The following is a 26,788-nucleotide window of genomic DNA, read 5'->3' on the forward strand; positions in this document are numbered from 1 at the left end:
GTGGGTGGTTTTGAGCGCAAACGCTGTCGCGTCCTGTGAAGTGAGCATTGAAGCAGGATTGATCATGTAGCGACAAGGAAAGGGGTAATACAAAGGGAAACGTTGAATTATCCCCCGTCAGTAACATGGTTATGCATTAACGGTGAGAATATATGCGAAGATTTTATCTCGACACCCAGATATTGAAATGTTCATAATTACAAAAATAATTTTTTAAATGATTTGATAAAATGTCGATTGCATCACGGTTTCATATTTATAGTCCTATTCTAAAAGTGAGTTTCACACCGCAATTTGTTTAGGTTCGTTTAATTTTATCTTCTGTCAAATGCCAAGAAAATCAAAAGTAAATATCATATGTAACAAATATTTTCCTATTTGATTGTTTTTTTATATTTTTTAAAATCAACTTGTTGCAATTATTTTGGTTAAATTATGACCATTGTAATCATGCGCAAATCTTTATAGTTTACAAATTGAATCATTTTGGTCTTTGAGTATCATTCTCATGGCATTATTATCCATAACTAATTACTTGACGTAATCATTCAGTTTGGTTTATCCATAATTATAACTATTTAGAGATATTAAATAGGCTAGATTATTTTAAATTTCAGATGAATCGTGGCAAGAGTGCGCGATCATGCTTTCCTCTGCATATGTCAGTTGTCGTAATGACGGTCTTTTGATTGCAAAGAAAAACGCCAGCTTTATTAAGAATCTGATGGCCAATCTTCGGGCTTTTTTTGATCAAAAAACATACCGGGATTTGAGCCTGAGTTTCTTTGGATTTTTACTGTTGAAGTTTAGGCGGAAAATATGGAAGGAGTTGTTATGAATGACAGAAAGCCTATTTTTGAAACCATTTCGACGTGGTCAACCCAACGACCGGCTAAGCGTGCAGTCGTTTTTGGCGAGCACACATTGAGTTATGCCCAGCTTGAATACCAGTCTAATCTACTAGCGCGCTATTTATTATCAAAATATCCGATGCATCCACGAGGAAGAATTGCCGTCTATCTGGAGCCAGGTCTAATGATGCCTGTGGTATTGTTGGCAATTCTCAAGGCGGGCTACACCTACATTCCCTTATCAGATTTTTTGCCTAACGAGAGAGTATTAAAAATTCTCGATGATGCTGCAGCCTTTTTGTTGCTGACCACGGTTTCCATCATGCGTAAAACGGGGATAGAAAAAAATTTCCCTTCTACGCTGGCGTTAGAGGATATCGTCTATGCAGATATGCCGGCTACGATAAGCCTGCCCGTGGTACAGAAAACGGATATCGCTTATGTGCTGTATACCTCGGGCTCTACCGGGTTACCAAAAGGGGTTGTCATTGAGCACGGGAATTTGAGTTATTACCTGGATTGGTTCAACCAAGCACTTTGGCCTGAAGCTCAGGCAGTATTACCGCTGACTTCAACCTTGAGTTTTGCAGCTGCGGTTACGCAACTTTATGCCCCTTTGCTGCGTGGCGATACGTTGCATATTTTACCTGCCAATATTTTGCATGAGCCTGAAAAATTGCTGACTTGGTACGAACAACATCCTTCAGGAGCGCTTTATTGTGTGCCGACGGTATGGGATGCGTTGCTGCACTACGATCGTCAAGTCGACGGCGCGTCGCGTTTACCAACAACCGTATTTCTTTCCGGTGAGCCGGTACCCTTTGATCTAAAAGAGAGAACCTTTGCGCAATGTCCAGACGCAACGGTGTATAACCTTTACGGTCCTACGGAAACGACGGCAAACGGCTCTTTCGCTCGTTTGGAAAAAGGGAAGGCGGTCACTCTGGGCAAGGCATTGCGAGGCAGTAAAATACTGATTGTTGATGATGACTGTTCACCTGTCAGCGGCGATCGGTGTGGGGAAATCTGTATTGTTGGGGAAGGTGTGGCGCGCGGTTACCTCAATCGCGATACATTAACTCACCAACGTTTCTTTACGCAGGAAATCGATCATGCGTGCTATCGTGGCCATCGAACCGGTGATTTGGGAAAATTCAATTCGCATGGCGAGATTGTCTATCTGGGCCGCATCGACCGCCAGATCAAGATAAATGGAGTGCGAATCGATCCGGAAGAGATTGAAATCGCCTTACGTGAAGATTGCAGAATTAGACACGCCTTGGTGCGGAAGACAGAGGAAAGCACGGGAGGCATACGATTGATCGCTTACCTGGTTCCGGAATCTGAGGGAACTATTTCGGCAAACGAAATCAGGAATTTTTTGCGTTTGACGTTACCGGCAGCCATGATTCCTTCGCACTTTATTTTTGTCGAAACCATGCCAAAACTTCCTAACGGAAAACTGGACCTCCAGCGATTACCCCAACCCGTTCCATCACGCCCTGCCCTGAGCTATGCTTTTCGTCCCGCCGCCAACGAGTTGGAACAAGAGCTCATTGATATATTCCAGGAGGCATTAGGTTTCTGTGAATTAGGCACAGATGATAATTTCTTTGATCTGGGTGGCGGTTCGTTGCAGGTGATTCAGATAAGGCAATTAATTAAGCGCCGATTATTTAGCGATATTGATTACACCTTGTTTTTCGATAATGCAACGCCTCATCTGCTATCGTTTATCGTGCCTTACTATGCCAATGATACTGACCCGGTTGTGCTTGGAAATGATTTTACGCCCCCGTCTATTTCTAGTGAACAGCGCTATTTTTTAACTTTAGATCAAATCAGTCCGGCGCCTGGTGCTTATCAGATTGCGTTTAGGTTGACCTTCGGTGGGCCGCTGGATATTTCCGCCATGGAGTGGAGTATTCAGCAGATCTTGAAGAATAATCCAGTATTGCGCAGTTGTTTTAATCTAGACAACGTTAGTTGCAGCGAGGGAGAATATCCCGCGTCGGACTTGAAGATCGTGCGCCTGGAGTGCGCGGCGGAGATCTGCACTTTCGATGAGCTGAGCGACGAAGGGCTGTTGGCCGCCGCCGGCGTACCCGAGATGGATCTTGAACTCATGCCGCTCATTCATATGCGGTTCATGTCCTTATCGGCGAGCCGGCATATTCTCTTGCTACAGGTCCACCACACCGTATTTGACCATGACTCTATCGGTTTGTTCTTCAAGCAATTCATTGCTTATTTTCAGGCCTACCGCGCGGGCGATCGTGGCTTTAGGCTAGGCCAAGGCAAGAGGTATCGGTACTATCGTTGCTGGCAACAACAGTGCATTCAGTCGACGCGTTACCCGCAGGAAAGAGCATTTTGGCTGGAAACTTTTGCTCATTACGTCCATACCGGCGCAGATGCTTCCCTGTTCTCCCCCAGAGATACGTCGGAGGGGAAAAATCTGTGGTTTACGATCTCGAAAGCGTTGACGCAATCGCTCATAGCCTTTGCGAGAAGCCGCCAAACCACGGTTTTTGTTTGTATGCTGACGGCATTCAATGTGTTGCTAAATACTTTTACGCGTTATCGTCATGTGCCTATTGGCATCCCTGTCTCCAATCGTATGCTTTATGAAGAAACCTCGCTGTTGGGTTGTTTCGTAAATAGAGTGACTTATTACGATAAGTACAGCCCCGAAGAGGATATCGGATTACTTTTGGAGCGTTGTCGAAAAAGAGTGCATGGGTTATTGGAAAATCAGACGATACCTTATGATATTTTGAATTGTGACATTCGTGCACAGGGTTGGATGGATATATTGTATGCACCGGTCTGTTTTAATTATTTAAGCGCGATGCCATCGCCGGTCAATTCTGGTGGTGTTGATATTGACGTCAAAGCGGTAGAAAGCGATTTCGCAAAAGTAGATATGACATTTTCTATCCATGAAGGAGAATGTCTAAATATTTGCTTTAACTATCATATGGCGGCGATAAAAGAAGATGAAGTGATTCGGCTGTCAAAAGAATATCTCAGGATAATTGAAAGAATGACTCTTTGATGTGTCCTGTTTTTTAGGGGATATTTTTTCAAACAATTCAATATAAATTAGAGGTTCAGATCATGGTATCTGAAGAAGTTATTCATGCTAAATTTAAATGGCAGAGTAACACCACGCCGGATTTAGTGGCGTTGCGATGTGAAAATAATACACTGACCTATCAAAAGTTGGACCAATATACGGATGCATTGGCGGAGCGATTAATTAGTCATGGGATAAAGCCAGGCGATATCGTCGGCGTCTACCTGAATAAGGGAATGGATCTGGTTATCAGTTTATTAGGAATACTCAAGGCAGGCGCCTGCTATTTGCCATTGGACCCGTATTATCCTGTTAACCGTTTGGCATACATGATTGACCATGCTGGTACGAGGCTGGTCATTACGAGCGGTGTTCTGGATCAGGCGTTGAAAGACGCCTCCCAGCGTTGCGAATGGTTGGACATCACGTGCCTGGACCTCACTTTACCCTTGGCATCGGTTTTGCCGAAAGTCAGTGGTTCCGATCTCTGTTATGTCATGTATACGTCCGGATCAACCGGTAAGCCGAAGGGGGTGATGGTCAGTCATCGCACGGTTGTTCAGTATCTGGAATGGATGCAGGCTGCATTCAGTCTGTGCCAGCATGATGTGGTACTGAACCAATCCAGCTTCAGTTTCGATGTTTCTGTCTGGGAAATATTTTGGCCTTTGATGACTGGCGCAAGCTGCGCCCTGATCGATGAGGAAATGAAATATGATCCCCTGCTAATGGCAAATTTCATTCGCCGCCACCGGGTTACCGTTGCCCAATTTGTACCCACTGCGTTACGTATTATCGTTGATGCTGATGTGGTGGGAGATTGTCGGACTTTAACGCATATTTTCGCCGGTGGCGAAGCGCTGTCGCAGAGTTTGGTCGACGATTTGAGCCGTCAATTCTCCGGACAGATCCACAATCTGTATGGGCCGACGGAAGCGACTATTTTTGCCTGCCACTGGCCGTGCTTGCCAGAGCAGGGAGACGGCATGGTTCCCATAGGACGGCCGATTCCCCATGCACGCGCCTATGTGTTGGACAACGCGCTTAAACCTGTTCACCCCGGAAACTGCGGTGAGCTTTATTTGGGCGGCGACATTCTGGCCAAGGGGTATCTGCATGCTGAAACGTTGACACTCGAGCGTTTCGTCAAAGATCCTTTTATCCCGGGCGAAAATCATAAAATGTACCGAACCGGCGACTTGGTCAAATGCCTTGATGACAATGTCTTGGAATTTATCGGCAGGGTTGATGATCAGGTAAAAGTTCGTGGGCATCGGATTGAACTGGCTGAAATCGAAATGCATTTGCAGGCTTTGCCCCAGATATCGCACGCCGCCGTTATTGTAGAGTTCAACCAAAATAATAAAATGCCAACGCTATCTGCATTTTATGTTTCTCGTCATCAACAGCCTGTTAATGTTCAGGAGGTAAAGAGCGCTTTGGCGAAGTCTTTGCCTTTCTTTATGCTGCCTTCCAGATTTATTTCATTGGATAAGATGCCTATTCATCCAAATGGCAAAGTCGATAAATCTAACCTTCGTTCGCATGAAAATAAAGGAGAGAAAGAGATGGTTGATATAAAAGGCAAGATGAGTTCTGATATAGAAGCGCAAATCATTTCTGTATGGAGAACGGTTCTAAAAAATAAGGAGCTATCAACGAAGGATAATTTCTTTGACGCTGGAGGTAATTCGCTATTAATGTCTAAAGTACATAGGGAAATAAAAGATAAGTTTCCCACGCCCATTACCATTATGGATTTATTCCAATACCCAACCGTACAGATGCTAAGTCAACGCATTGCAGAGAAAAATGCTGAGCTATTAGGAAAAAACAAATAATTTATTAATTTTAATTGTGCTACACATGGTGAGGTAAAGATGAAATATCAAACGACGTGCCGTGATAAGGATATCGCTATCGTGGGAATGTCTGCGCGCTTCCCGGGTGCAGAAGATAAGGCAATGTTCTGGAAAAATCTGCTAGATGGTGTAGAAACGATCAGTACGTTCACTGAAGAGGAGCTTAGAGCCAGCGGCATTGAAGAGGAAATGATCGCCTCGTCAAACTATATTCGCCGCAGAGGCATCTTGGGTAATGCGCAGTATTTTGACGCCAATTTCTTCGATATCACGCCGCGTGATGCGGAAATTATGGATCCTCAACATCGGGTATTTTTGGAATGCAGTTGGCATGCATTTGAAGATGCGGGTTATGTACCCAGTACCTATCCCGGTAAAGTCGGCGTCTTTGGCGGAACCGGTACTGCGTGGCATTTGAATAAAGTCAATACGCATCCTGATGTGCAAAAGTACGTGAGCGGTGCTTCAGTGGTGACCAATAACGATAAGGATTATGTTACCACCAGGGTGTCGTACAAGCTGAATTTGAAAGGGCCCAGCGTTAATGTGCAAACGGCGTGTTCTACCGCGATGGTCGCCGTGGTGATGGGTATTAATAGTCTGTTGAATGGGGAAAGCGATCTGATAGTCGCCGGTGGCGTTTCCCTCGATACCCCTGAACGCCGTGGCTACCAATACATGCAAGGCGGAATGGAGTCCGCGGATGGGCGTTGTTATGCTTTTGATTCTCGTGCCAATGGCACCGTATTCAGTCGCGGAGCCGGCGTTGTTATATTGAAGCGCTTGAGTGACGCATTGCGTGATGGCGACCATATCTATGCGGTATTGAAAGGCGGGGCGATTAATAATGACGGCAATATGAAGGCGGGTTATACCGCGCCAAGTATCGAAGGCCAGATTTCGGTGGCGAAACAGGCGTTCGACAACGCGCAAGTTCATCCGGATACCATCAGTTTCGTCGAAGCGCATGGCACCGCGACTGCGTTGGGGGATCCTATCGAATTCACTTCGCTCAGCCAGACGTTCAGTGAATTTACCGACAGAAAACAATATTGCCGGCTGGGTTCGGTAAAAACGAATATCGGGCATACGGATGCCGCTTCCGGTATGGCAAGCTTAATTAAGGCGTCATTGGCATTGGAGAAAGGGGACCTTCCTGCTTCACTGCATTATATTTCACCAAATCCCAATATTGAATTTGAAACCAGCCCGTTTGTGATGAATACCGAATTGAGCAAACTGGCGAGTTCTGACGAACCGCATCGTGCATTGGTGAATTCGTTTGGCGTAGGGGGGACGAACGCCTGTGTCATTCTTGAGGCTCCGCCGCGAACGGAGCCAAACACTCGCCATGATGGCCTGGTTATGCTGCCATTCTCGGCGAAGAGCCGAACTGCGTTGGAAGTGATGAAACAACGTATGCATGATTTCTTGGTTGAAAACAAGGACGTCAATCTTGGCGATGTTGCCTACACGCTACAGGTGGGCCGCCAGTCGTTTGCGCACAGCACGGTCGTCGTAGGACAGGATCGTGAAACGTTACTGGAGAAATTGAACCAGCCGTCTGCCAATATTTCAACGTTGACGAAAGGCGATAAGGCCGTGGTGTTTATGTTCCCCGGCCAGGGCAACCAATACATCAATATGGCCCGTGAGCTGTACGTCACTTACCCGAAATTCCGCGAAGTGATGGATCGCTGCTGTCGCTATTTGGACCCGATCTTGGGCGTAAATTTATTGTCGATAATTTTCCAAGGCGACGAAGGATTAAGAAAAAACCGTATTAATGAAACCCAGTTTACGCAACCTGCGTTATTTATTGTCGAATACAGTCTGGCGCAATTATGGATGTCCTGGGGGATTAAACCCGATGCCATGATAGGCCACAGCGTTGGCGAATATGTCGCAGCGTGTATTGCCGGCGTGTTCTCCCTTGAAGATGCGCTGCGCGCGGTGGCGTTACGCGGCAAACTGGTACAAGCGCTACCGGCTGGCGCAATGCTTGCCGTGCTGATGGATGAAGAGTCGCTGCGTCAGCGGTTACAGGGCGACAAATTGGAGATTGCCGCCGTGAATTATCCGGGGCTCTGCGTGGTCGCCGGCGATTTGGATGAGATTGAGGTATTCCAACGGCAGCTTGAAGACAACAATGTGTTTTGCAAGCATCTGGATACCTCCCATGGCTTCCATTCATACATGATGGAACCGGCATTGCCTGCTTTTAAAGAGGTCATTGACGGCATTGAATTGCACGCTCCAAAAATCCCATTCGTCTCTACGGTGAGTGGCGATTGGATAACCGATGCGCTGGCCACAGACAGTGATTATTGGGTGAGACATGTGCGCAATCCAGTGCTGTTCTCTCACGCATTCAAAACGTTGATGTCTGAAGAAAATCAGCATTATATCTTCCTGGAAGTGGGGCCAGGCCGTTCTCTTGAATCGGCCGCGAAGCAGCATTTCAAGGCGGATGAAAGCGCGTTGATTTACTCTTCGCTGCCTACCGCGAAGGATGTGGAATTAACGGGAGAATATTTACTTACCTCGCTGGGATGCCTGTGGGCCAGCGGTGTAACAATCTCCTGGGCTCAATTTTACGGTGATGAACATCGCCGCCGGTTGCCGTTGCCGGGCTATCCTTTCGAACGTAAGGAATTCAAGCTGCCGGCGCTGAAGCGAGGAGCCGAAGGAGGACAGAGCGCCAGTTCCGTCAGCGCTCTCAAACGCAAAAAAGCGGAGATTGGAGAATGGTTTCACATGCCGGCCTGGAAACGCACCATTCCCGCCAGGTTCATGGCAGGTAGCCGCATCGATCCAGACTCGGAATGTTGGCTGCTGTTCGTGGACGCCATGGTTATCGCCGAGCATATTCAAAGGCAGCTGGCAGAAAGCGCACAGCGCGTATTGACCGTCTGGCGCGGCACTCACTATGAGGAGGATGCGGCGAACGGTTGTTACGTTATCGATCCCTCTAAACGCGAAGACTACGTTCGTCTGCTGAAAAGTGTGAAGAACCTGGCGTTGCGCCCCACTCGCATCATTAATATGTGGAACCTTTCTGCCGATAACGGCGCACCGCAGTGCAACGGTGATGGCTATGCGCTGCAGGTCGACGCATTTTACAGCCCTCTTTATTTGCAGCAGGCATTGGTCAGTGAAAACCTGCTGGAAAACCTACACCTCTTGTTTGTGACTAACAATATTTTCAATGTGACGGAGGAACGGCTGTATTCACCGCAAAAAGCGTTGGTCGTTGGGCCTGCGCGCGTCTTTTATCACGAGTATCCCGAAGTGCGGTGCCACGTTGTGGATGTGGATTTATTCGGCTACGCGGCGCCCCATGATTTAGCACAGCAATTGATTGACGAAAGCCATATCGATACACATGGCAATCTGGTGGCTTATCGCGGGCGCAACCGTTGGGAGGAAGATTATCAGGCTGTTCATCTGAAGCAAGATGATACGGGAATTGCTGCGGAGTTGAAGGATGAGGGTGTCTACCTGATTACCGGCGGTTTGGGCGGTCTGGGCATGTTGGTTGCGGGCCATGTGTCAGAGGTCAGCAATGCGACTTTGATCCTGACTTATCGCACCGAACTGCCGCCGCGCGATCAATGGCAAGCGTGGCTGCAGCAGCATTCGGTGGACGATTCGGTGAGTGAGAAAATCGCGGGGGTTTTACGGCTGGAAGAACGCGGAAACACCGTGCATCTTGCGCAGGTTGATGTCTGCGATTATGCCAGTATGCGCGATATGCTGGCCGGGTTTACCCGCATAGATGGCGTTTTCCATACCGCGGGGATTGCCGGCGGCGGAATTATTCCGCTTAAAAATGACGCCGATTGTGCCGGCGTGTTGAATCCCAAAGTGAACGGCAGTTTGATTTTGGACGAACTGCTTAAAGATAAGCAGCCTGATTTCTTCATTCTCTTCTCTTCGATCACTTCGATTGTCGGCGATGAGGCGCGCATCGATTATTGCGCGGGCAATGCGTTTATGGACGCTTTCGCCCATTACCGTAACCAGCAACGTTCTGGGCATACGGTTTCTCTCAACTGGGGCAAGTGGGGGGATATCGGTATGGCGGTGCGCTGGAGCAATCATCTGATTGAGCAAAAAAATAATAAATCTGCACAGTTTGAAGAAGTAGAAGGCGATTTGTTGACGCTGATTGGCCGTGAGGGAATGCAAGAGCGTTATCGGGTCAACCTGGCGGTGCAAAAAGACTGGGTCATTGATGAGCATCGCTTGACGCATCAGCCGTCATTGGTCGGCGCGACGATATTATCGATGCTGTACGAATGGATGAGCCATTTCAAACCTCAAGAGAGATTGCAGGTTAAGAATCTGCTGTTGACGCAACCCATCATTTATCATCATGCCTGGCCGCGCAACATGCAGTTGCTGGTCACCGCAGAGAGTCATGGTTACAAGTTTAGCCTGCAAAGCAGAGGCCTGTTGGATCTGACCTGGCAGGAACATGCGTTGGGTTTAGTCAGCTCAAAAGTGGCTGAGTCAGAGGGGGAACCAGCATCGCTTGAGTCTATTCGCCAGCGCTGTACGAAAGCATTGGCATACGAGCCGCTGGAGTGCGAGCTGGGCAACGCCAATACTGGCGATGTATTCCTTTCGCTGAGCCCGCGTTGGGACAATCACCAAGACATTTTGCAAGGGGAAAACGAATGGTTGATGCATAAAGTCATCGGTTCCGATTTCCATGACGATTTTGCGCGCTATCCGTTCCACCCGGCGATGATCGACGCCACGGCGATCCGCTGCCTGACTTATATCACCCAGGAAAACTTCCTGCCGATCAGTTACGGCAAAATAACCTACCACTCGCCGCTGGAAACGGATTGCTATGCACACCTCAAGCTGAAGGGGCCGTATCAGCATACGGACAATGCCATTACGATGGATATTATCTTCCTGTCCCATGCCGGTGTGCCGTTATTGACGTTGGAAAATTACACTCTGATTAAAATGACCAAAGTCAATCAGGTGGTGGAGTCGGACGAGAAGGCGGCGCCTGCGGCGGTGAAAGTCAATCTTGCAGACAAGGATATTTTGTTCAATGAAGGGCTCGATGCGCTGAAACGCCAACTGGCGCATTTGGAATTTGAACAGTTGGTTATTGTCACCAGTGACCTTGGGCAACTGATCGATGAATCTATCCCGGCTCAAAATGAAACCTTATTGGCGAATGAAGAGGAAAAAGTCGCTGATGGCCATGTGCGGCCCGTGTTGTCTGTGGAATATGTGGCACCTGAAAACGACATCGAGAAGGAAATCGTCAAAGTTTGGCAGTCCATCCTCGGTATTTCTGGGATTGGCGTGAACGATAATTTCACGGAACTCGGCGGTAATTCACTGTTGGCGGTTCAGGTTGTGTCGACGGTATCAGGTATTTTTGAAATTGATATTCGCGTCGATCTGTTTTACCAAGATCAGACCGTTAAAGGATTGTCAAAACTGATCCTTGCTGAGTTGGAAGTATTGCTGCAAGGCGAATAACCCGGCTCCCCCCAGGTGCGAGCCTGGGGGAAACCACGTAGGCAAACATGCCAATCAGGCAAAAGCGGGACTTGATGATGACTAAAATCAGTAGCGCCATGCTCAAATCGTTGAGTTTGGATGAGTTGAAAAAAATTGCTAGGGAGAAGAAAGCGCAAGCGGTGTTGGCTTCCGGTAAAATCATCAGAAAACAAGCTGACTCGGCCAGGCGGCACTTCCCTGTGACCGGTTCCCAACGCAGTATTTGGGTATTGGATCAGTATCTTGACGACGGTAAGGCGTACAACAATCCTTATGCCGTCACTTGCCGCGTCGAACATGACATCGACATGGGGGGGGTGAAAAAGGCGCTGACGTTTCTGACGAAAAAGCATGACATTCTTCGCACCACATTCAACGTGGTGGAAGGCGAACTCTGCCAGTGCGTGAGTGATGAAGTCCTGTTCGATTTCCACTATGACGATATTTTGTCTCTTCCTGAATACGAGCGTGACGAATGGGTAGAAAACGTTGCGCGTGAGGAAGGGCAGCGTTCTTTCGATTTGACGTGTGGACCACTTTCCTATTGGCGCATGATTAAAACCAATCAACATGAATATGTATTGTTGCTGACGTTTCACCATATTATCTCAGATGGCTGGACGGTCAGCTTGTTCTTTAAAGAGTTCATGGAGATGTATTTCCAAATCCTCCATGGCGAGACACCGCGTACAAACGATTTTCTGCAATTCTCCGACTATGCATTGGCAGAAGAACAGTGGTATGCCACGGCGGAATATCAAAAGGGTTTGGCGTATTGGGCTAAAAAGTTTGATAGCGCACAAGGCCTGCTTGAGATAACGACCGATCGCCCACGGCCAACTAAAATGAGCACCAAAGGCAGTATGGCAAGCCATACTTTTGATCGTGGCTTCACCCAGCGTTTGCAGATGCAGGCTGCACAGCTGGGCGCGACGCCTTTCCATATGATTCTTTCGGCCTATATGCTCTTGTTGCACAAATACAGCAACCAGCAGCAAATCATTATCGGTTGTCCTTTTGCCAATCGTAACCAACCTGAGACACAGAATATGCTGGGGTTGTTTATGAATACCTTACCCCTGAAACTGGATATCGTTCCGGAAGCGACGTTACGAGACATCATTGGCGACGTTCGTTCGGAAAGTGAACAGGCTCAGCTACATCAGGCTATTCCCCTCAATGATATTCTTGAGGAAATTGGCCATATCCGAAATCCGCAGGTTAATCCGCTTTTTCAGGCGGCGCTGACGTATCAGGTATTTCCTCATTTTCACAACAACACGTTGTTTACCTATAAACCGCTTAAAATCGATTATGGCGTATCCAAACTGGATCTAAACCTGTGGGTTGAAGAAAGCCGCGGTAGTTTACTGTTTACCTTAAACTACAACCCCGATTTGTTTAACCGCAGTACGATAACGCGCATGTTGAGCGATCTGCGTACGGTGTTGGAAGCGCTCATCGAACGGCCTCAAATAACCGTTCGCGATCTCTCATTGGTGACTCACGAGGAACGTCGCCACTTGCTGAGCGGGTGTAGACGCATGCTTGACGCCGTTCCCATGGCGGTTCATCGGCAGTTTGAGCGTCAGACCGAGGCTTTGGATGCCGATTCGGTGGCTGTGCGTTGCGATGGCCGTCTTTTGAGCTATCGGCAACTGAACGAGCAGGCTAACCGACTCGCGCACTGTTTGCTGGAGCATGGTCTGTTGCCGGGGCAGTCAGTGGCGCTGTTTATGGCCAAAAGCGAACGCTGTGTCGTGGCCCTGCTGGCAATATTGAAAGCCGGGGGATGCTATGTGCCTGTCGATATTACTTTGCCGATGGAACAGGTCGACTTTATTCTGCGGGACGCACAGGCGCGCTTCGTTTTGGTGGATGCCGGCTCGCCGGCGGTTTCACAGCCGACAATCTCGATTGACCAGTGCCACGGCGCCGCGCTGAGCACGAATCCCCAATTATTAACAATGCCGACAGACGCTCCCGCTTACATCATTTATACCTCAGGCAGCACCGGTAGGCCAAAAGGCGTCAGGGTCAATCATGTTCAGCTAAGCCGATATTGCCAGGCCATCGCCTCTGTCCTGGATCAACCTGCCGAGGCGCGATATGGCATGTTTTCCGCGTTCACTACCGACTTAGCGCATACCATGCTGTTCCCGGCGCTGATCTACCAGGGACAACTGGAGGTGATAAGCACCCAGCAGCTTAATGACCCGCAGGCCTTGTTCTCCTATCTGGAGAGTCATCCCTTGGACTGCATGAAGATCACGCCAACCCACCTGGCCGCATTGCTCATGTCTCCCCACGCGGGCGCGTTATTGCCACGTCGTCTTTTAGTCTTGGGCGGAGAAAGAGTCCCGGCGGCGTTAGTCAAACGCATACGTCAACTGCAGGCTGACTGCCGGGTGGTCAATCACTACGGCCCTACGGAGTGCACCGTCGGTGTGGCGACCTATACCTTGCCGGACGGTTCGCTGGATGATATGAGCGACTATTTGCCGGTCGGCAAACCTTTGGCCGACAGCCACGTATTGGTATTGGATCCTTATCAGCAGTTAGTCTCTATCGGCCTTCCTGGTGAGATTTATCTTGGCGGCGAGCATGTGGCTGCGGGCTATATCGGCTTAGAGGAGCAGAACCGGGCGCATTTCATCCCGCATCCTTATTTGGCGGGTGAGTGCCTTTACCGCACTGGCGACAAAGGACGCTGGCTGCCGGACGGAAACCTCGAGTTTTTAGGGCGCCTGGATCGTCAGGTGAAAGTGCGTGGCTATCGTGTGGAGTTAGCAGAGATAGAGCACGTATTGCAGCAGCACCCGACGGTCGTTCAAGCCGCGGTAAAACAGTGGCAGAACGGTGCGGGCGAGAGCCGGCTGGTGGCCTATTGTTGCGGCGAGGGAACGGCTCGTTGCTCGGAAGTGCGTGCGTTTTTGCAAAGCAAGGTCCCTCATTACATGCAGCCGGATCAGTGGGTTTGGCTGGACAGCTTGCCGCTAACGGCCGGTGGTAAGGTGGACTATGGTGCTTTGCCGCGCATGAACGATGCCATACCTCAATCGGTGCGAGAGCCGGAAGGGGACGTCGAACAACGCTTATATGCCATTTATTGCCGCGTGCTGCAACGCGAGCGATTGGATACGCGGGATGACTTTTTCGCGCTGGGGGGAAATTCGATTACCGCATTGAAGTTGGTGATTGAAATAAATCAGCATTTTGGCACAACCCTGTCTTTAGGACAGCTGTTTGAACACGGCAGTGTCGGCGAGTTGGCGGCCTTTCTGACGCAGGCTGAACGGCAAGTATTTTCGCCGTTGGTGATGCTGAATGCCGGGGTCGAGGAGGATAAACCGACGCTCTTGATGATTCATCCGGCAGGCGGCAACATCTTGTGTTATTACCCATTAGCGCGTGAGTTGGGGGCCGATTATCCGATCTATGGCCTGCAGGTGGCGAACTTCGGTGAAGATCAGGCCTACAACCACGATATAGAGGTGCTGGCCGCATACTATCTGCAGCAGGCGCAGGATATTGCGCAACGGCGAAATCTGGTGCTGGGCGGATGGTCCCTGGGGGCGACAATCGCGTTCGAAATGGCGCGTCAACTGCAGCATGCCGACGGGCGAACGCCAACGGTGCTGATACTCGATCAACCCGCTCCTCAGATACAGATTGATCGCGCCGCACAGATGAATGAATTCGAACGGCTTGCATACTTCGCCCGTAAGGTGGAGCGTTTTACCGGTGCGTCATTTGCAATCGCCGCACCTGCGCTGGCAGAGATGTCCGAAGCGCAGCGTTCATTGTTGTTCCTGCAGGAATTCAAGCGCGCAAAATTGGTTCCTGACAATATTAGCGCATCGCAGTTCCAGCATTTTCTGACGATTCTGCAGGCGCATATCGCTGCGACAGATAGCTATCAGGGCAAAGAATATGCCGGCAGGATCGTGGTTGCGGAGGCGGAGGAGATTCTGCCGGACCGCATTGCACAAGAGATACCCGGACTGGGTTGGGCTCGTCTGGCTCGCGGGGGGATGACGATAATAAGCGCGCCTGGCAATCACATCTCGATGATGAATCTGCCTCAGATAAGCCATACGGCCAGCCAGCTGCGGAAGATATTGTCATGAGCGCCGTTTTGACAACGGCCGCGACGCCAGCCGAAGGCGCAAGGGTCTCCAGGCGCGAATGGTGCGCTATTCTCGGAGGATTAATCGGCGGTTTTATGGCGATTTTGGATATCCAAATCGCCAATTCATCCATGAAAGTGATTCAAGGCGCGCTTTCTGCGACGCTGAATGACAGTTCCTGGCTGATGACGTCTTATTTTACGGCAGAGATAGTGGCAATTCCGCTTTGTGGTTGGCTTTGCCAGGCTCTGGGGACCGGGCGTTATGCGCTGTGGTGCATTGCCGGCTTTTTGGGGGCATCGCTGCTGTGTTCTGCCGCATGGAATCTGAGTTCCATGATCGTGTTTAGGGCGCTTCAAGGGTTCAGTGGCGGGGCGCTAATCCCCATTTCATTTCGCTTGATAATTGAGATCCTGCCATTAAAAAAACGGCCGTTGGGCATGTCGCTGTTTAGCATTATAGGGACTTTCGCGCCGGCGGTAGGGCCGGCATTGGGAGGCTGGTTGACGGATAATTTCTCTTGGCACGCCATATTTTATATCAACGCAATACCGGCTTTGTTGTCCTGGGGGTTGATTCACTATGCTTTAAAACACCCTGTTATTGACTGGAATATTATTCGTCGCGGGGACTTTGTCGGCATCATTTCGGTCATGCTGTGTTTGGGTGCTCTTGAGGTGATTTTAGAAAAGGGCGGTGAAGAAAACTGGCTAGAATCGAATATGATATGCGTGTTGGCGGTCATTTCCGCTGTTAGTTTCTTAATATTTATGTATGCCCAATTGACGCATGCACAGCCGCTTATCAATATTCGTTTATTTCGGGACTACAATTTCTCGTGCGCCATCTTGGTTTTTGCAATGTTGGGCGTAGCTATCTACGGTACGTTATTCTTGGTGCCGTATTACCTGACGATGGTACATGACTACAATGCTTCTGATATCGGTACGGTGGTGATCTGGATGGGGTTTCCTCAGTTAATCATCCTGCCTTTTATCCCGTTGCTTATTCAACGATATAACCAGAAGTATCTCATTTGCATAGGGTTTGTTGGTCTGGCCATCAGTGCCTTTATGGACTGTGCGATGGACGGCGACTTTGCCGGCCCGCAGATGGCCTGGTCCATGTTGATCCGCGCATTAGGCCAGCCCTTTATCATGGTGCCGCTTTCCTTGCTGGCTACCCGCAATATTCAGCAAAAAGACAGTGCCTCTTCGGCGGTGTTGATCAATATCTTCCGCAGTCTGGGAGGCTCTTGCGGCACCGCCATCTTAAGCACCTTTTTCATCACGCGCATTTATACGCATGTCGACGTCGTCAAGACGTCGTTGGTCACCGGCAGCAATGCCTTTGCCGGGTATCTCAATGACGTTAAAAGTCTGATGATCGCACGCGGTTTGGCCGTTGACGTCATGAGTATAAAAAGTACGGCTTTCGCGATACTTGGCAAAAGAATCGCCCGCCAGTCGGAAATCATGGCGTTTAACGATCTATTTCTGATTATGGGCGGAATGATGTTGGCAACCGCGTTGCTTGTGATGTTCTCTTCTCGCGATTTTCGTTTGCATGTCAAAAAAGAGGGTAAGGAATGAGTCAGCGCTCTATGACGATATGGCACTACCTGATGTCGCGCGATGCTTGCATTACTATCATTACCCCTATCGTGCTTTATAACATCGCCTTTTGGTGGGGGGGGGCGGGTTTTGCATTACTGCTCACGGCTATTTATTCAGGCGCAGTGGAAATATTTAACAAGCGTAGCGGTTCATTGTCGGTGATCGCATTAATTCTGGTTTCAGGCGTTAGTCACTATTTGTATTTACGCGGCTATGCTCCGTTCGCAATCAAGAAAGAAAATGTGTTTCTCGCGGTCAGCGGAGCATCTTCGGTGGTGGTGGTATTCGGCTTCTATTCTCTGGTAGGCAAGCCAATGATACGTACGCTGGCAGAACAGGCGATGCCAAGGTTGAAAGATATTCCCGTTTACGGTAGCGCACAATACGCACAAGTGTGGCACGAAGTATCATTGGCGTGGATCTCGGTTTTCCTTCTGAAAGCCGTCGGTGTATATGGCCTGTCAATGCGAGAGGATCTGCCCGTTGACACGATTATTTTTATTTGTGGTTGGCCACTGACTTTGTTGATGGTGTTGTTCAGTTTTTATTGGCCGAAATATCGTTGGACGTCACATTTGCGTAAAAAAGGCCGTTAAATCCTGGCCCACTGGGCTGGCGGTTGCTGATGTCGTAAACATGTATCTATGTAGTTAAGAGGGGGAAGAACATGAGTCAATTTGAGAATGCATCGATCGTATTGAACAGCCACCCTGATGGCGCCGCTACGCTGGAAAACTTCAGATTGGAGACCAGCTCGTTGAGGCCCTTGGAACCAGGAGAGTTTCTGGTTGAGAACAAATGGTTATCGATCGATCTCTATCTCCGGCCACGGCTAAATAAAAGTACCAAATACGTGAACCCGATAAAGCTGGGGGAAGTGATTCAGGGAGAGGCTATTGGGGAAATCGTGGCTTCGCGTAATCCTTTGTTTAACGTTGGCGATCGCGTATTCACCTTCTCCGGTTGGCAAAAGTATTATATCGGTGATGCTCAAAACTTCACTGTTCATCGTTTGCCGGAGACAACATTACCACCTTCTATTTTTCTCGGTGCGGTCGGGACGCCGGGCCGATCGGCCTATTTCGGTTTAAACAAAATCGCGAAGCCAAAACCGGGTGAAACATTGGTCGTTTCAGCCGCCTCGGGCTCGGTCGGCTCCGTCGTTGGGCAATTGGGTAAACTGGCGGGATGCCGCGTTGTGGGATTGGCCGGCAGCGAGGATAAATGCCGGTATGTCGTGGAGGAGCTGGGTTTTGACAGTTGCCTTAACTACAAGACTGCCGACCTTAACCGGGATTTGCGCGCCGCGTGCCCCCAGGGTATCGATATCTATTTTGAGAACGTGGGCGGCCGCGTATCACTGTTTGTCGCCAAGTTGCTGAATGAGGGGGCAAGGGTGCCTATCTGCGGTAATGCAGCCAATTACAATAAAGGCACTGATGTTGATGCATCCGGCCCGGCGGACTTTTTCTCTGCCCTGCCGGATGCGCCTGTAAATCGTTTCTTTTTGGTAACCGAATGGTTCAAAGACTACGCCGAATCAGATGCATTCTTGTTAAATGCGGCAGAGAACGGTGTGTTGAAATACCGAGAAACGATAGTCGATGGGCTGGAAAATGCGCCTCAGGCTTTTATTGATTCACTTAATGGAAAACATTTCGGCAAACAATTGATACGGATGTGCTAACGATAGGCTCTACTGTTGCGCATAATATGAAAATATTTTCAACCTGGATGGTGGATATTAAGCGTACATCATTCAGGTTGTTGGAATTCATCATGAAACATTCTAAAAAAATAGGTTTCCTTCTGCTCGTGTTACTGGTTTTGTCAGGATTTCTTTATTGGTTGCTTTATTGGCGCTACTTTCAAACCACCGACAATGCTTATGTGCAAGCCGACATTACAAACGTCAGCGCCCGCATCAGCGCGGTGGTGGTTAACTCTATGATTCGGGACAATCATCGAGTGAATAAGGGCGACTTGTTGGCTCAGTTGGACGACAGGGAGTTTGTTGTCGCGTTGCAGAAAGCAGAGGCGACTCTGGCGCAAAGTCGTGCGGCGTTAACGAATGCCCAGGCAAGTTATCAAATGCAAAAAAGTGCTATTGACGAGTTTCGCAGCGATGTGAATTCTGCTGCAGCCACTCTGCAGTATGCGCATCAGCAGTATCTCCGTTTTCAAATTTTGCAGAAAAAGAATTATGTTTCCAAGGGAGACATGGATAACGCCACATCCAGTTATCGCGTCGCAGAGGCAAAATACCACCAAACGCAAGCGAGCTTGAAAACACAAAGCGATAAACTCCAGGTCTTGCAAAGCGAAATTGAGCAAAGCCAGGCTAATGTTGAACAGGCTCAGGCAAACCTGGAACAGGCGAAATTGACATTGAGTTACACGCGGATTATTGCGCCTATTGATGGGGTAATCAGCAACCGTAGTTTGCAAGTGGGTATGATGGTTCAGGCGGGGCAGTCCATTGCCAGTATCGTCTCCGGAGCGGCTCCATGGATAAGCGCCAATTTTAAGGAAACGCAGAAAGCACGTATGCGTAAAGGATTGCCTGTGGAGGTGAAAGTTGATGCGTATCCAGGGAAAATATTTCATGCCAGGGTGGATAGTATTTCACCGGCTACAGGAGCAACTTTTGCTTTATTACCACCAGATAATGCGACAGGGAACTTCACCAAAATTGTCCAGCGCGTCCCAGTAAAGATTGTTTTTGACTCTCCGCAACAAATAGACAGCGGCCTTTCGGCCTCTGTTACGGTAGATACGCGGGGATAGCGCCGGGAAATATGGAAATCCGCCTCGACAAGGGATGTTACAACGCGGTCTGTGCCGGAATGACGGCAAAGCTATAATAGTCATCACCATAGCCTGTTCATTCATTGGGTGGTGGTTCTTATATCGGTAAAAAGGCGTCGCGTTTTTATCGCCGCTGGACGAGCGTGATTATCAATGCATTTACCTGGGGCGTTGTTCGATAGAACGGCGTCGTTCATTGTTGAAGTTTTGATAGAGAGGTAAGGAGGCGTATTAAACAAAACGGGTTGAAGATAGAAAGACGTAAGCAGATTTATTCTGCGATATGCACAACGATGAAACTTAAATATGAACGAATAAGGATATATGTTATGAAAAGTCTATCGATTGTTATTACACTCGCTTCATGCTTACTGCTACCCCTGACTGCGTCTGCGGCCGCAGGCACATGTTATAGCGCAAAGAACTGTTCCGGGAAGGTGCTTAGCCACCGGGATGCACATAACTGTAAGGTTAAGGACAAAGGTAAATCCTGGCGCAGTGATATTACAGGCCAATGCACGAATCTTTGATTTATGGCTGACGTTTAGGCTCTTTCATTGAAAAGAGAATGGCAGGTTAATCTGTCATGGGCTGCGTTTAGGCGCAGCCCGATGATTCTCATTCGCTTATCGCGTATACCGCTTAATTCAGCCCGCGCTGATTCAGCAGCACCTTATTCAGCTCGCTGTTTTTACGCACGTTAAGCTTGCGCATCGCCGAACGCTTATGGGCGCTGATGGTTTTCTGGCTGCGCTGCAGCAGGCCGGCGATGCTGCAGGCGGACATGCCGCTGCTCATCAAACCCAGCACCTTTTTCTCGCAGTGGCTGAGCGCGGCGATGCGGCAAGCCTGGCATTTCCACAGGCCGGCGGCGTGCAGCGCCACCCACGGATGCAGGATGAACTTTTCCAACGCCATCTGCAGCTTGAGGCGAATGGCGTAGGCCGAATCGCGCCGATGGATGCTGAACAGCGGCGGCAGGTTTTTCACCTGTTGCTGGGTCGCGTCGTCGAGGATCAGCAGGGTCAGCTGCCGCTGGCGCGGAACGCCGTGAGGGCTTTGATAACAACAGGCGCAGCCCCAGCGCTCTTCCGGCGTGCGGAACACGATCTCGATGTTATCCAACGCCTGCAGCGCCAGCGGCGAGAACTGCGGGTACCGGCGGTGGCATTCGTTCAGGGAGTGCAGATAGTCCTGCAGCAGCAGACGCAGCCCCTGCTGGTAGAAGTTATCGCTGTCGAACAGCGTGAAGCGAATATCTGGCATGGGTGACTCCTTAAAAGGCCGTGGCGCCGCGCCGGAGCAAACGGTGACGGCCCATCGCCGGCGTTCGCGCGCCGGTCGTTTTCCTGATTTCCCTGGGACGGTGCGGGGCTTATTGGTACGCCAGCACAAAATTGGCGATGGACGTGAATTCGCCTTCGGTAATGCTTTGGTTTTGAATCGCGCTGGGCCGCCCTTGCACATACGCGGTGAAGTTCAGGCTATTGGGGCCGTTTTGCAGCGCGACGGCGCTGGTGGCCTTATTCAAATCGATGTCTGCGCCCTGATGATCGAACAGGGCGATGGCGGCGCCGTTCGCGCCGTTGTTGATCGCCAGCTTGCCCGGCAGCTCACCGTCTTCGGTGCCGCTGAAGGTCACGCTGACGGATTTGAACACCGTGGTCTTGCAGTCGGTCAGCTTGATGCTGAACGGCACCGGCGTGGTGTGGCCGTAGCGATACAGGGTTTTGACGATCACCGTGCCCATCTCCACCAGCTGATCGGCGGACTGCGGTTCGATATTGCACGGGCGGCTCACCACGGTACCGTGGAACTGCACCGGCGCGCCGATAAGCTCGGTGTTCGCCGCTGCCGGCATGACGGCAACCCACCAGGGTGCGCAGACCAGCAGCGTAAAAGCGCGTAGACGCATTTTCCGTTCCTCCCTCGGTTACTGGAATGCCGCCACGATGGTGGCCGACGCGTTGAATTCCCCTTCGCCGATCTCCGCGCCGCCGTTGGCGAACGGCGCCGCCACCAGGTTCCAGGAGCCGCCGTTGCCGATGTTCGGCACCGGGTAAAACTCGTTCGGAATGACCAGCTGGCCGTTGTGCGTCAGCCGGATGCCGAGATCGTTCTTGTCGGTTTTGAACACCTCGTTGCTGAAGGAAGCGGCCGTGCCCGAGACCGCCAGCTTGATGTTCAGCGTGCCGTCTTCGAAGCTGCCGCCTTCGCACTGGAAGCGCACCGGAATGCTTTGCGGGTAGTTCGAGCCGTTGAGATCGCTGCCGCCGATTTCGCCGAACTCGACGTTGATCAGCTGGCCTTCGTTCACCACGCATTTATCCGGCACGTAAAGGATCGCGGACTGGATAAACACCTGCGCCATCGGATTGGGGCCGAAACCGCCGTCGGTCGAACCGAGGCGGCCGTACATCTCGATGATCTGCCGATCGTTAATCTCGACGCCGTTAATGATTTTTTTACGCACCCGGAAGGTGATGCGGCCTTTGGAGCCGCTTTCGTAGTTGTTTACCTGCACATAGGGCGGCGAACAGCTGTGATTGGTATACTCGTTGGATTCGTTGTAAAAAGGCACCGTGACATAGGCCTTCTTGTTGCCGGCGATCCACACCTCGGCTTTTAAATCCAGAAAGTCATTCAGTTTTAAATAGCCGTTGCCGTAGTCGGAGGGAGGCAACGCCGAATCCGACTTGTAAAAGTGCGGGCTTCTGGGGATCGGCGTATCGCAGTAGGCCTTGCCGGTATATTGGCCACCTAACGAATAAGGGAACACTTTGGTAAACCCCACCTGGTTGGTGATGTTGCTTTCATTCAGATCGATATAGAACTGTTTCGGCCCGCCGTCCGGCGTGACGTAGCCGTTGGCCCAGGCGGCGGGGGCCGCCAGCGCGATCGCCAGCGGCAGGCAGAGTTTGGTCAGTTGAGTTTTCATCGCGTTCTCGAACCTCACAGGTAAATCACCTGAATGTGCGCCACGGCGGCGAACCCGGCCGCCATCACCGCCCGCTGGGTGGATTCCACGCTGGCGCTGAACCACAGGGTGTTGCTGCCGGGCTGCAGAATGTAAGGGCGGCTGCGTTGATTCAGCTCCAGCGCCTGGCCTTGTTGGTCTTGCAGGCGCAGACCGATGCCCTGCACGCCGCCGTTCAGCTTCAGCAGCGATGGGTTGTCGACATCGCTTTCGCCGAGAAACACCAGCGTGGCGGCCTGCTCTCCCTGAAGGTAGAGGCGGCCGGCGTCGCCGTTGCGCTGGCCGGCCGGGTTATCCGCCAGTGCGCGCGCGCCCAGCAGGCAGTTGCGGAACGAGAGGCGAAAACGCACCGGCGCGCTGCGATCGCCGGCGTTGCGGAAGTCGCGTGCGCTGACGTCGCCCAGATCGACGGACTGGTCCCGGCTGTCCGGCGTCAGGCTGCAGGGAGAGCTGAGCAGGCCGCCGTGAAAGCTGACGGTGCCGGTGGTGCCTTCGATCACGCCCAGCGGCGTTGCCGCCAGCGCGCTGCCGCCGCACAGCAGTGCGCCGAGCAGCAGCGGACGCAGTCGATCGGTGAATTCAGCCATGCTGGACCTCCTTATTTTTTCTCGGGCACGGCGGTGCAAACGCTGCCGTTGCAGGCGAAGCGCAGCTCGGGGTGGCCGCCGTAGTCGTTGATGTAGGTGATGACGAAGCTGTTCATGCCGGTGTCGTGCAGCTTGAGGCTTTCGCTGGATTTCGGCTTCAGCATCAGCGGCTGAAAACCGCCGATCGCGCCGCCGCCCTGTTTTTGCGTTTGCCGCGTCATGCCGGTCAGGGTGATGTAAAACGGCGTCGGGTTGTCGACGGTGATGGTGCCGCCGCTTTTACGGAACACCAGCTTTTCCTGCCACACTTCACCCTTGGGCGCGACAATCGCCTTCGGCCGGTAGAACAGCTTGATCTGCGTTTGCAGCGCCAGCTGCATCACGTTGGTTTTGGTGCTTTTAGGCGGAATTTCGCGCAGGTTGAAGTAGAACACCGACTCGCGATCCTGCGGCAGGCGATCCGCCTCCGGCGTTTTAGTGATGCGCACTACGCTGCGCTCGCTCGGCTCCACGCGCTGTAGCGGCGGCAGTACCACCAGCGGCGAGGTGATTTTCTGGTGCTGCTCGTTCTCCAGCCAGGACTGCGCCAGGAAGGGCAGCTCTTTGTTTTCGTTGACGATATTCAGGCTGATCGATTTGGCGTCGCTCACATAAACGGCGCGCGTGCGATCCAGCGATATCGCCGCATCGGCGGTGGGCAGTACGGCGCTCAGGGCCAGGCCGGCGGCGGTCAGTAGCGTTATCGGGTGTTTGTTCATGTCATCATTTCTCAGCGTTACGGATTACAGGGTGGCGCACGGCAGCAGCAGCTGGTCCAGCGGCTTGGCGGCGCCCGGGATCACGATGCGGCAGCGGCGTTGGCCTTCCCAGGCGACGTCCAGTTTTTCCTCCGGCTGCACGCCGGTCAGGTAGACCGAGCCACCGTCGTTGACCACCGCGACCTCGCGGCCTTTCTCGCTCAGCACCGCGGCGCCGAACGGCGGTTCGCTGCCGTCCGCGAGGCGAATGGTGGCCAGCAGCTTGCTGCCTTTAACCACCTCGAAGTGGCGGTAGCCGATGGCGCCTTCGGTCAGCGTGCCTTGCACCACGGCGCGAGTGGCCTCGACGTCGTCCGCCAGCTTGTTGACGTCGATGCGGGTGTCGGTGTTGTAGTAGCTGGTGATGTCGGAAATCACCGCCAGCCCGAAACGGTTGCTGTAGGCGCGGCCGTTGTTGATCGGCACGCCGGCGATGCCGTCGGTGTCGAGCATCATGCGGCTGCCGCCGTTGCTCGAGTTCTGATGCGCCGCGATGCCGTGCCGGGTCGCGGTGAGGCCGCCGCGGAACGAGCCGCCGATCGACGAGTAGCTGTCCTGCTGGTAAGAGGCGCTGGCGTTCAGCGAGCCGAACGAGGCGTTGTGGGTGTAGTACCCGCGCGCCAGCGATTTGCCGGACTGATTAAAGCCGCCGCTGACCTGCCAGGTATTGTCCGGATCGCTGTAGTCGTTGTACGACGCGGTCTGCGTGACATCGCCGTTGTTGGTTTGCAGCGCATAACCGACGCGCCGACGGTCGCCGATCGGCACGGTGAAGTTGAGCATCACGCTGTCGTCGGTGCGGCCCTGGTAATAGGTGCGGTAAGCCGACAGCGAGGCGGTGATGTTGCTGATATCGCCGACGCTGAACAGCTTGCTGGCCGACAGCCCGTAACGATCCTGGGTTCGCGCATCCCAATAGGTCTGGTGCGAGTAGGTCAGGTAGGCGGTGATCGCCTTGGCGCTGTCTTCCGCCATAAAGGTTTTGCTGGCGGTGATGGTGTACAGCTCTTTCTGGCGGCCGTTGTAATTCTTGTCATAATCGCCATAGCGCTCCTGCAGGTACTGCGACATGTTCATGAACTTGCGCTGCGAGAAGCGGTAGCCGGCGAAGGTGATCTGGCTGTTCAGCTCATCGAAGCGTTTGGCGTAGTTGAGCTTGAACGACATGCCGCTGGCGGTCGGCTCGCCGGGCAGACGGGCGATCGACTGGGTGACGTCCAGCGACATGGCGCCGAACACGTTCAGATCGCGGCCGAGGCCGAGCGCCCAGGCGTTATAGTCGCCGCCGAGCAGCGCCCCGCCATACAGCGACCAGGCGTTGCTCAGCCCCCAGGAGAAGTCGCTGGCGGAAAACAGCGGGCCCTGGGTGCGGTGGTCGTAGGCCGAGGTTTTGCCGAGCGCCACGTTGTAGCGCACGTAGCCCGGGCGGGTCAGGTACGGAATGGTGGCGGTATCCACCTGGAAGGTCGAGACGGTGCCGTCCTGCTCTTCCACCTTGACGTCCAGCTTGCCGCGCACCGAGCTGTTGAGATCCTGAATGGCGAACGGCCCGGCGGGCACGGTGGTTTCGTACAGCGTGCGGCCTTCCTGCGAGACGGTGATCTTGGCGTTGCTCTTGGCGATGCCGCGCACTTCCGGCGCGTAGCCCTGCAGGTTAGGCGGCAGCATGCGCTCGTCGCTGGCCAGATTGAGGCCGGTGAAGCGATAGGCGTCGAACACCCCGGAGTCGAGATAAATCTCACCCAGCGTCAGCTTGGCGGCCTGCATCGGCAGCGCGCGGTAGGCGTAGATCTGGTTCCAGTCGAAGCCGGTGCTGCGATCGCCGGCCTGCTGATTGTAATTGGCCTGGTAGTCCGCGCGCAGGCGCCAGGGGCCCAGGTTGGCGCCCAGCGTACCGTAGCTGCTCAGGTTCTGGGCGGTGTTGTTGTTGTGATTCTGCTTGCCTAACTGGCCGCTCAGGTTGTAGTCCAGCAGCAGGCCGGGAATGCCGTCGTCCCACTGCTCGGGCGGCGTCCAATCGGGATCGGAGTATTTCATCCACGCCTGCGGGATGGTGATCGCCAGCACGCCGCCGCCGATGCGATCGGAGACGGTCGCGCCTTTGATGCCGCGAATGTCGGCGCACTGGTTGTCGTGCCACAGGGTGACTTTTTTGGCCGCTTCTTCTTTCAGCGCCATTTTTTCCACCAGATCAGGCGGCAGGCACACCTGGCTGCCGCTCTTGTTATCCGGCGACGGGAAATACTGAATGCTGCGCTGGGGCAGCGTTTTCTGGTTGATCTTGATGTCCAGCAAATAAGCGCCGGGCATGACGTAGTCGGCATCGGAGAAACGCGAAAGATCCACTTTGCTGCGCTCGCCGATATCCAGGACGTCGGTATTGAATTCCGTGGCGGAAAATGCCGGACGCACCCAGAGGAAAGATAGAATGACGAGAAGAGGTAGGTGTTTCCGTGTCAGTAATGACGTCATAGCATAATCACTCATGGCAAGTCCGCGCCCAATAGCAGGTCATCCGTGCGACCTGAATACGTAATGCTGTGCAG

At 52.0% G+C, this 26,788-nt stretch carries 14 protein-coding genes; 8 read left to right on the forward strand and 6 right to left on the reverse strand.

Features of this window, described 5'->3' with window-relative positions; genetic code table 11:
• Positions 1-834 precede the first annotated feature (834 nt).
• The 8 genes from IMX17_RS21910 (at position 835) to IMX17_RS21945 (ending at position 19,860) form a co-directional block, all read left to right on the forward strand.
• Entirely contained in the window at positions 835-3,909 is a 3,075-nt protein-coding gene (locus IMX17_RS21910; RefSeq protein WP_193550231.1) for an AMP-binding protein, read from the forward strand.
• 62 nt (positions 3,910-3,971) lie between these two features.
• Positions 3,972-5,771 (forward strand): amino acid adenylation domain-containing protein, encoded by a 1,800-nt coding sequence (locus IMX17_RS21915; protein WP_046898665.1) that lies wholly within the window; start codon positions 3,972-3,974, stop codon positions 5,769-5,771.
• Positions 5,772-5,810: 39 nt separating this feature from the next.
• Positions 5,811-11,306, forward strand: coding sequence for a type I polyketide synthase (locus tag IMX17_RS21920; RefSeq protein WP_046898666.1), 5,496 nt, complete (start codon positions 5,811-5,813; stop codon positions 11,304-11,306).
• A gap of 74 nt (positions 11,307-11,380) precedes the next feature.
• On the forward strand, positions 11,381-15,457 hold the full coding sequence (locus tag IMX17_RS21925) for an amino acid adenylation domain-containing protein (protein WP_227414673.1): 4,077 nt from the start codon (positions 11,381-11,383) through the stop codon (positions 15,455-15,457).
• On the forward strand, positions 15,454-17,049 hold the full coding sequence (locus IMX17_RS21930; RefSeq protein WP_182265692.1) for an MDR family MFS transporter: 1,596 nt from the start codon (positions 15,454-15,456) through the stop codon (positions 17,047-17,049). Before IMX17_RS21925 ends, IMX17_RS21930 begins: the two co-directional genes overlap by 4 nt.
• Positions 17,046-17,669, forward strand: coding sequence for a hypothetical protein (locus IMX17_RS21935; protein WP_182265693.1), 624 nt, complete (start codon positions 17,046-17,048; stop codon positions 17,667-17,669). Before IMX17_RS21930 ends, IMX17_RS21935 begins: the two co-directional genes overlap by 4 nt.
• A gap of 71 nt (positions 17,670-17,740) precedes the next feature.
• Positions 17,741-18,760 carry an NADP-dependent oxidoreductase gene (locus tag IMX17_RS21940; RefSeq protein WP_182265694.1) on the forward strand — a complete coding sequence of 340 codons (1,020 nt, stop codon included), beginning with the start codon at positions 17,741-17,743 and terminating at the stop codon, positions 18,758-18,760.
• Between the two features lie 92 nt (positions 18,761-18,852).
• The gene (locus IMX17_RS21945) at positions 18,853-19,860 is read left to right on the forward strand and encodes an HlyD family secretion protein (protein WP_033638614.1); all 1,008 of its coding nucleotides are present in this window, start codon (positions 18,853-18,855) and stop codon (positions 19,858-19,860) included.
• Between the two features lie 663 nt (positions 19,861-20,523).
• On the opposite strand, the gene IMX17_RS21950 is transcribed toward IMX17_RS21945, so the two are convergent.
• From IMX17_RS21950 to IMX17_RS21975, 6 genes are all read right to left on the reverse strand, one after another.
• Positions 20,524-21,147 carry a LuxR C-terminal-related transcriptional regulator gene (locus IMX17_RS21950; RefSeq protein ID WP_046898670.1) on the reverse strand — a complete coding sequence of 208 codons (624 nt, stop codon included), beginning with the start codon at positions 21,145-21,147 and terminating at the stop codon, positions 20,524-20,526.
• A 109-nt stretch (positions 21,148-21,256) separates the two neighbouring features.
• The gene (locus IMX17_RS21955; RefSeq protein WP_094141582.1) at positions 21,257-21,796 is read right to left on the reverse strand and encodes a fimbrial protein; all 540 of its coding nucleotides are present in this window, start codon (positions 21,794-21,796) and stop codon (positions 21,257-21,259) included.
• 18 nt (positions 21,797-21,814) lie between these two features.
• Positions 21,815-22,819 (reverse strand): fimbrial protein, encoded by a 1,005-nt coding sequence (locus IMX17_RS21960; RefSeq protein ID WP_046898672.1) that lies wholly within the window; start codon positions 22,817-22,819, stop codon positions 21,815-21,817.
• Positions 22,820-22,833: 14 nt separating this feature from the next.
• Entirely contained in the window at positions 22,834-23,445 is a 612-nt protein-coding gene (locus IMX17_RS21965; RefSeq protein ID WP_193550232.1) for a fimbrial protein, read from the reverse strand.
• 11 nt (positions 23,446-23,456) lie between these two features.
• The gene (locus IMX17_RS21970) at positions 23,457-24,203 is read right to left on the reverse strand and encodes a molecular chaperone (protein ID WP_046898674.1); all 747 of its coding nucleotides are present in this window, start codon (positions 24,201-24,203) and stop codon (positions 23,457-23,459) included.
• A gap of 24 nt (positions 24,204-24,227) precedes the next feature.
• Positions 24,228-26,729, reverse strand: coding sequence for a fimbria/pilus outer membrane usher protein (locus IMX17_RS21975; RefSeq protein ID WP_033645331.1), 2,502 nt, complete (start codon positions 26,727-26,729; stop codon positions 24,228-24,230).
• Positions 26,730-26,788: the final 59 nt, after the last annotated feature.

Origin of the sequence: Serratia sp. X3 (assembly GCF_014982455.1) — a bacterium.
Classification (GTDB): domain Bacteria; phylum Pseudomonadota; class Gammaproteobacteria; order Enterobacterales; family Enterobacteriaceae; genus Serratia; species Serratia ureilytica.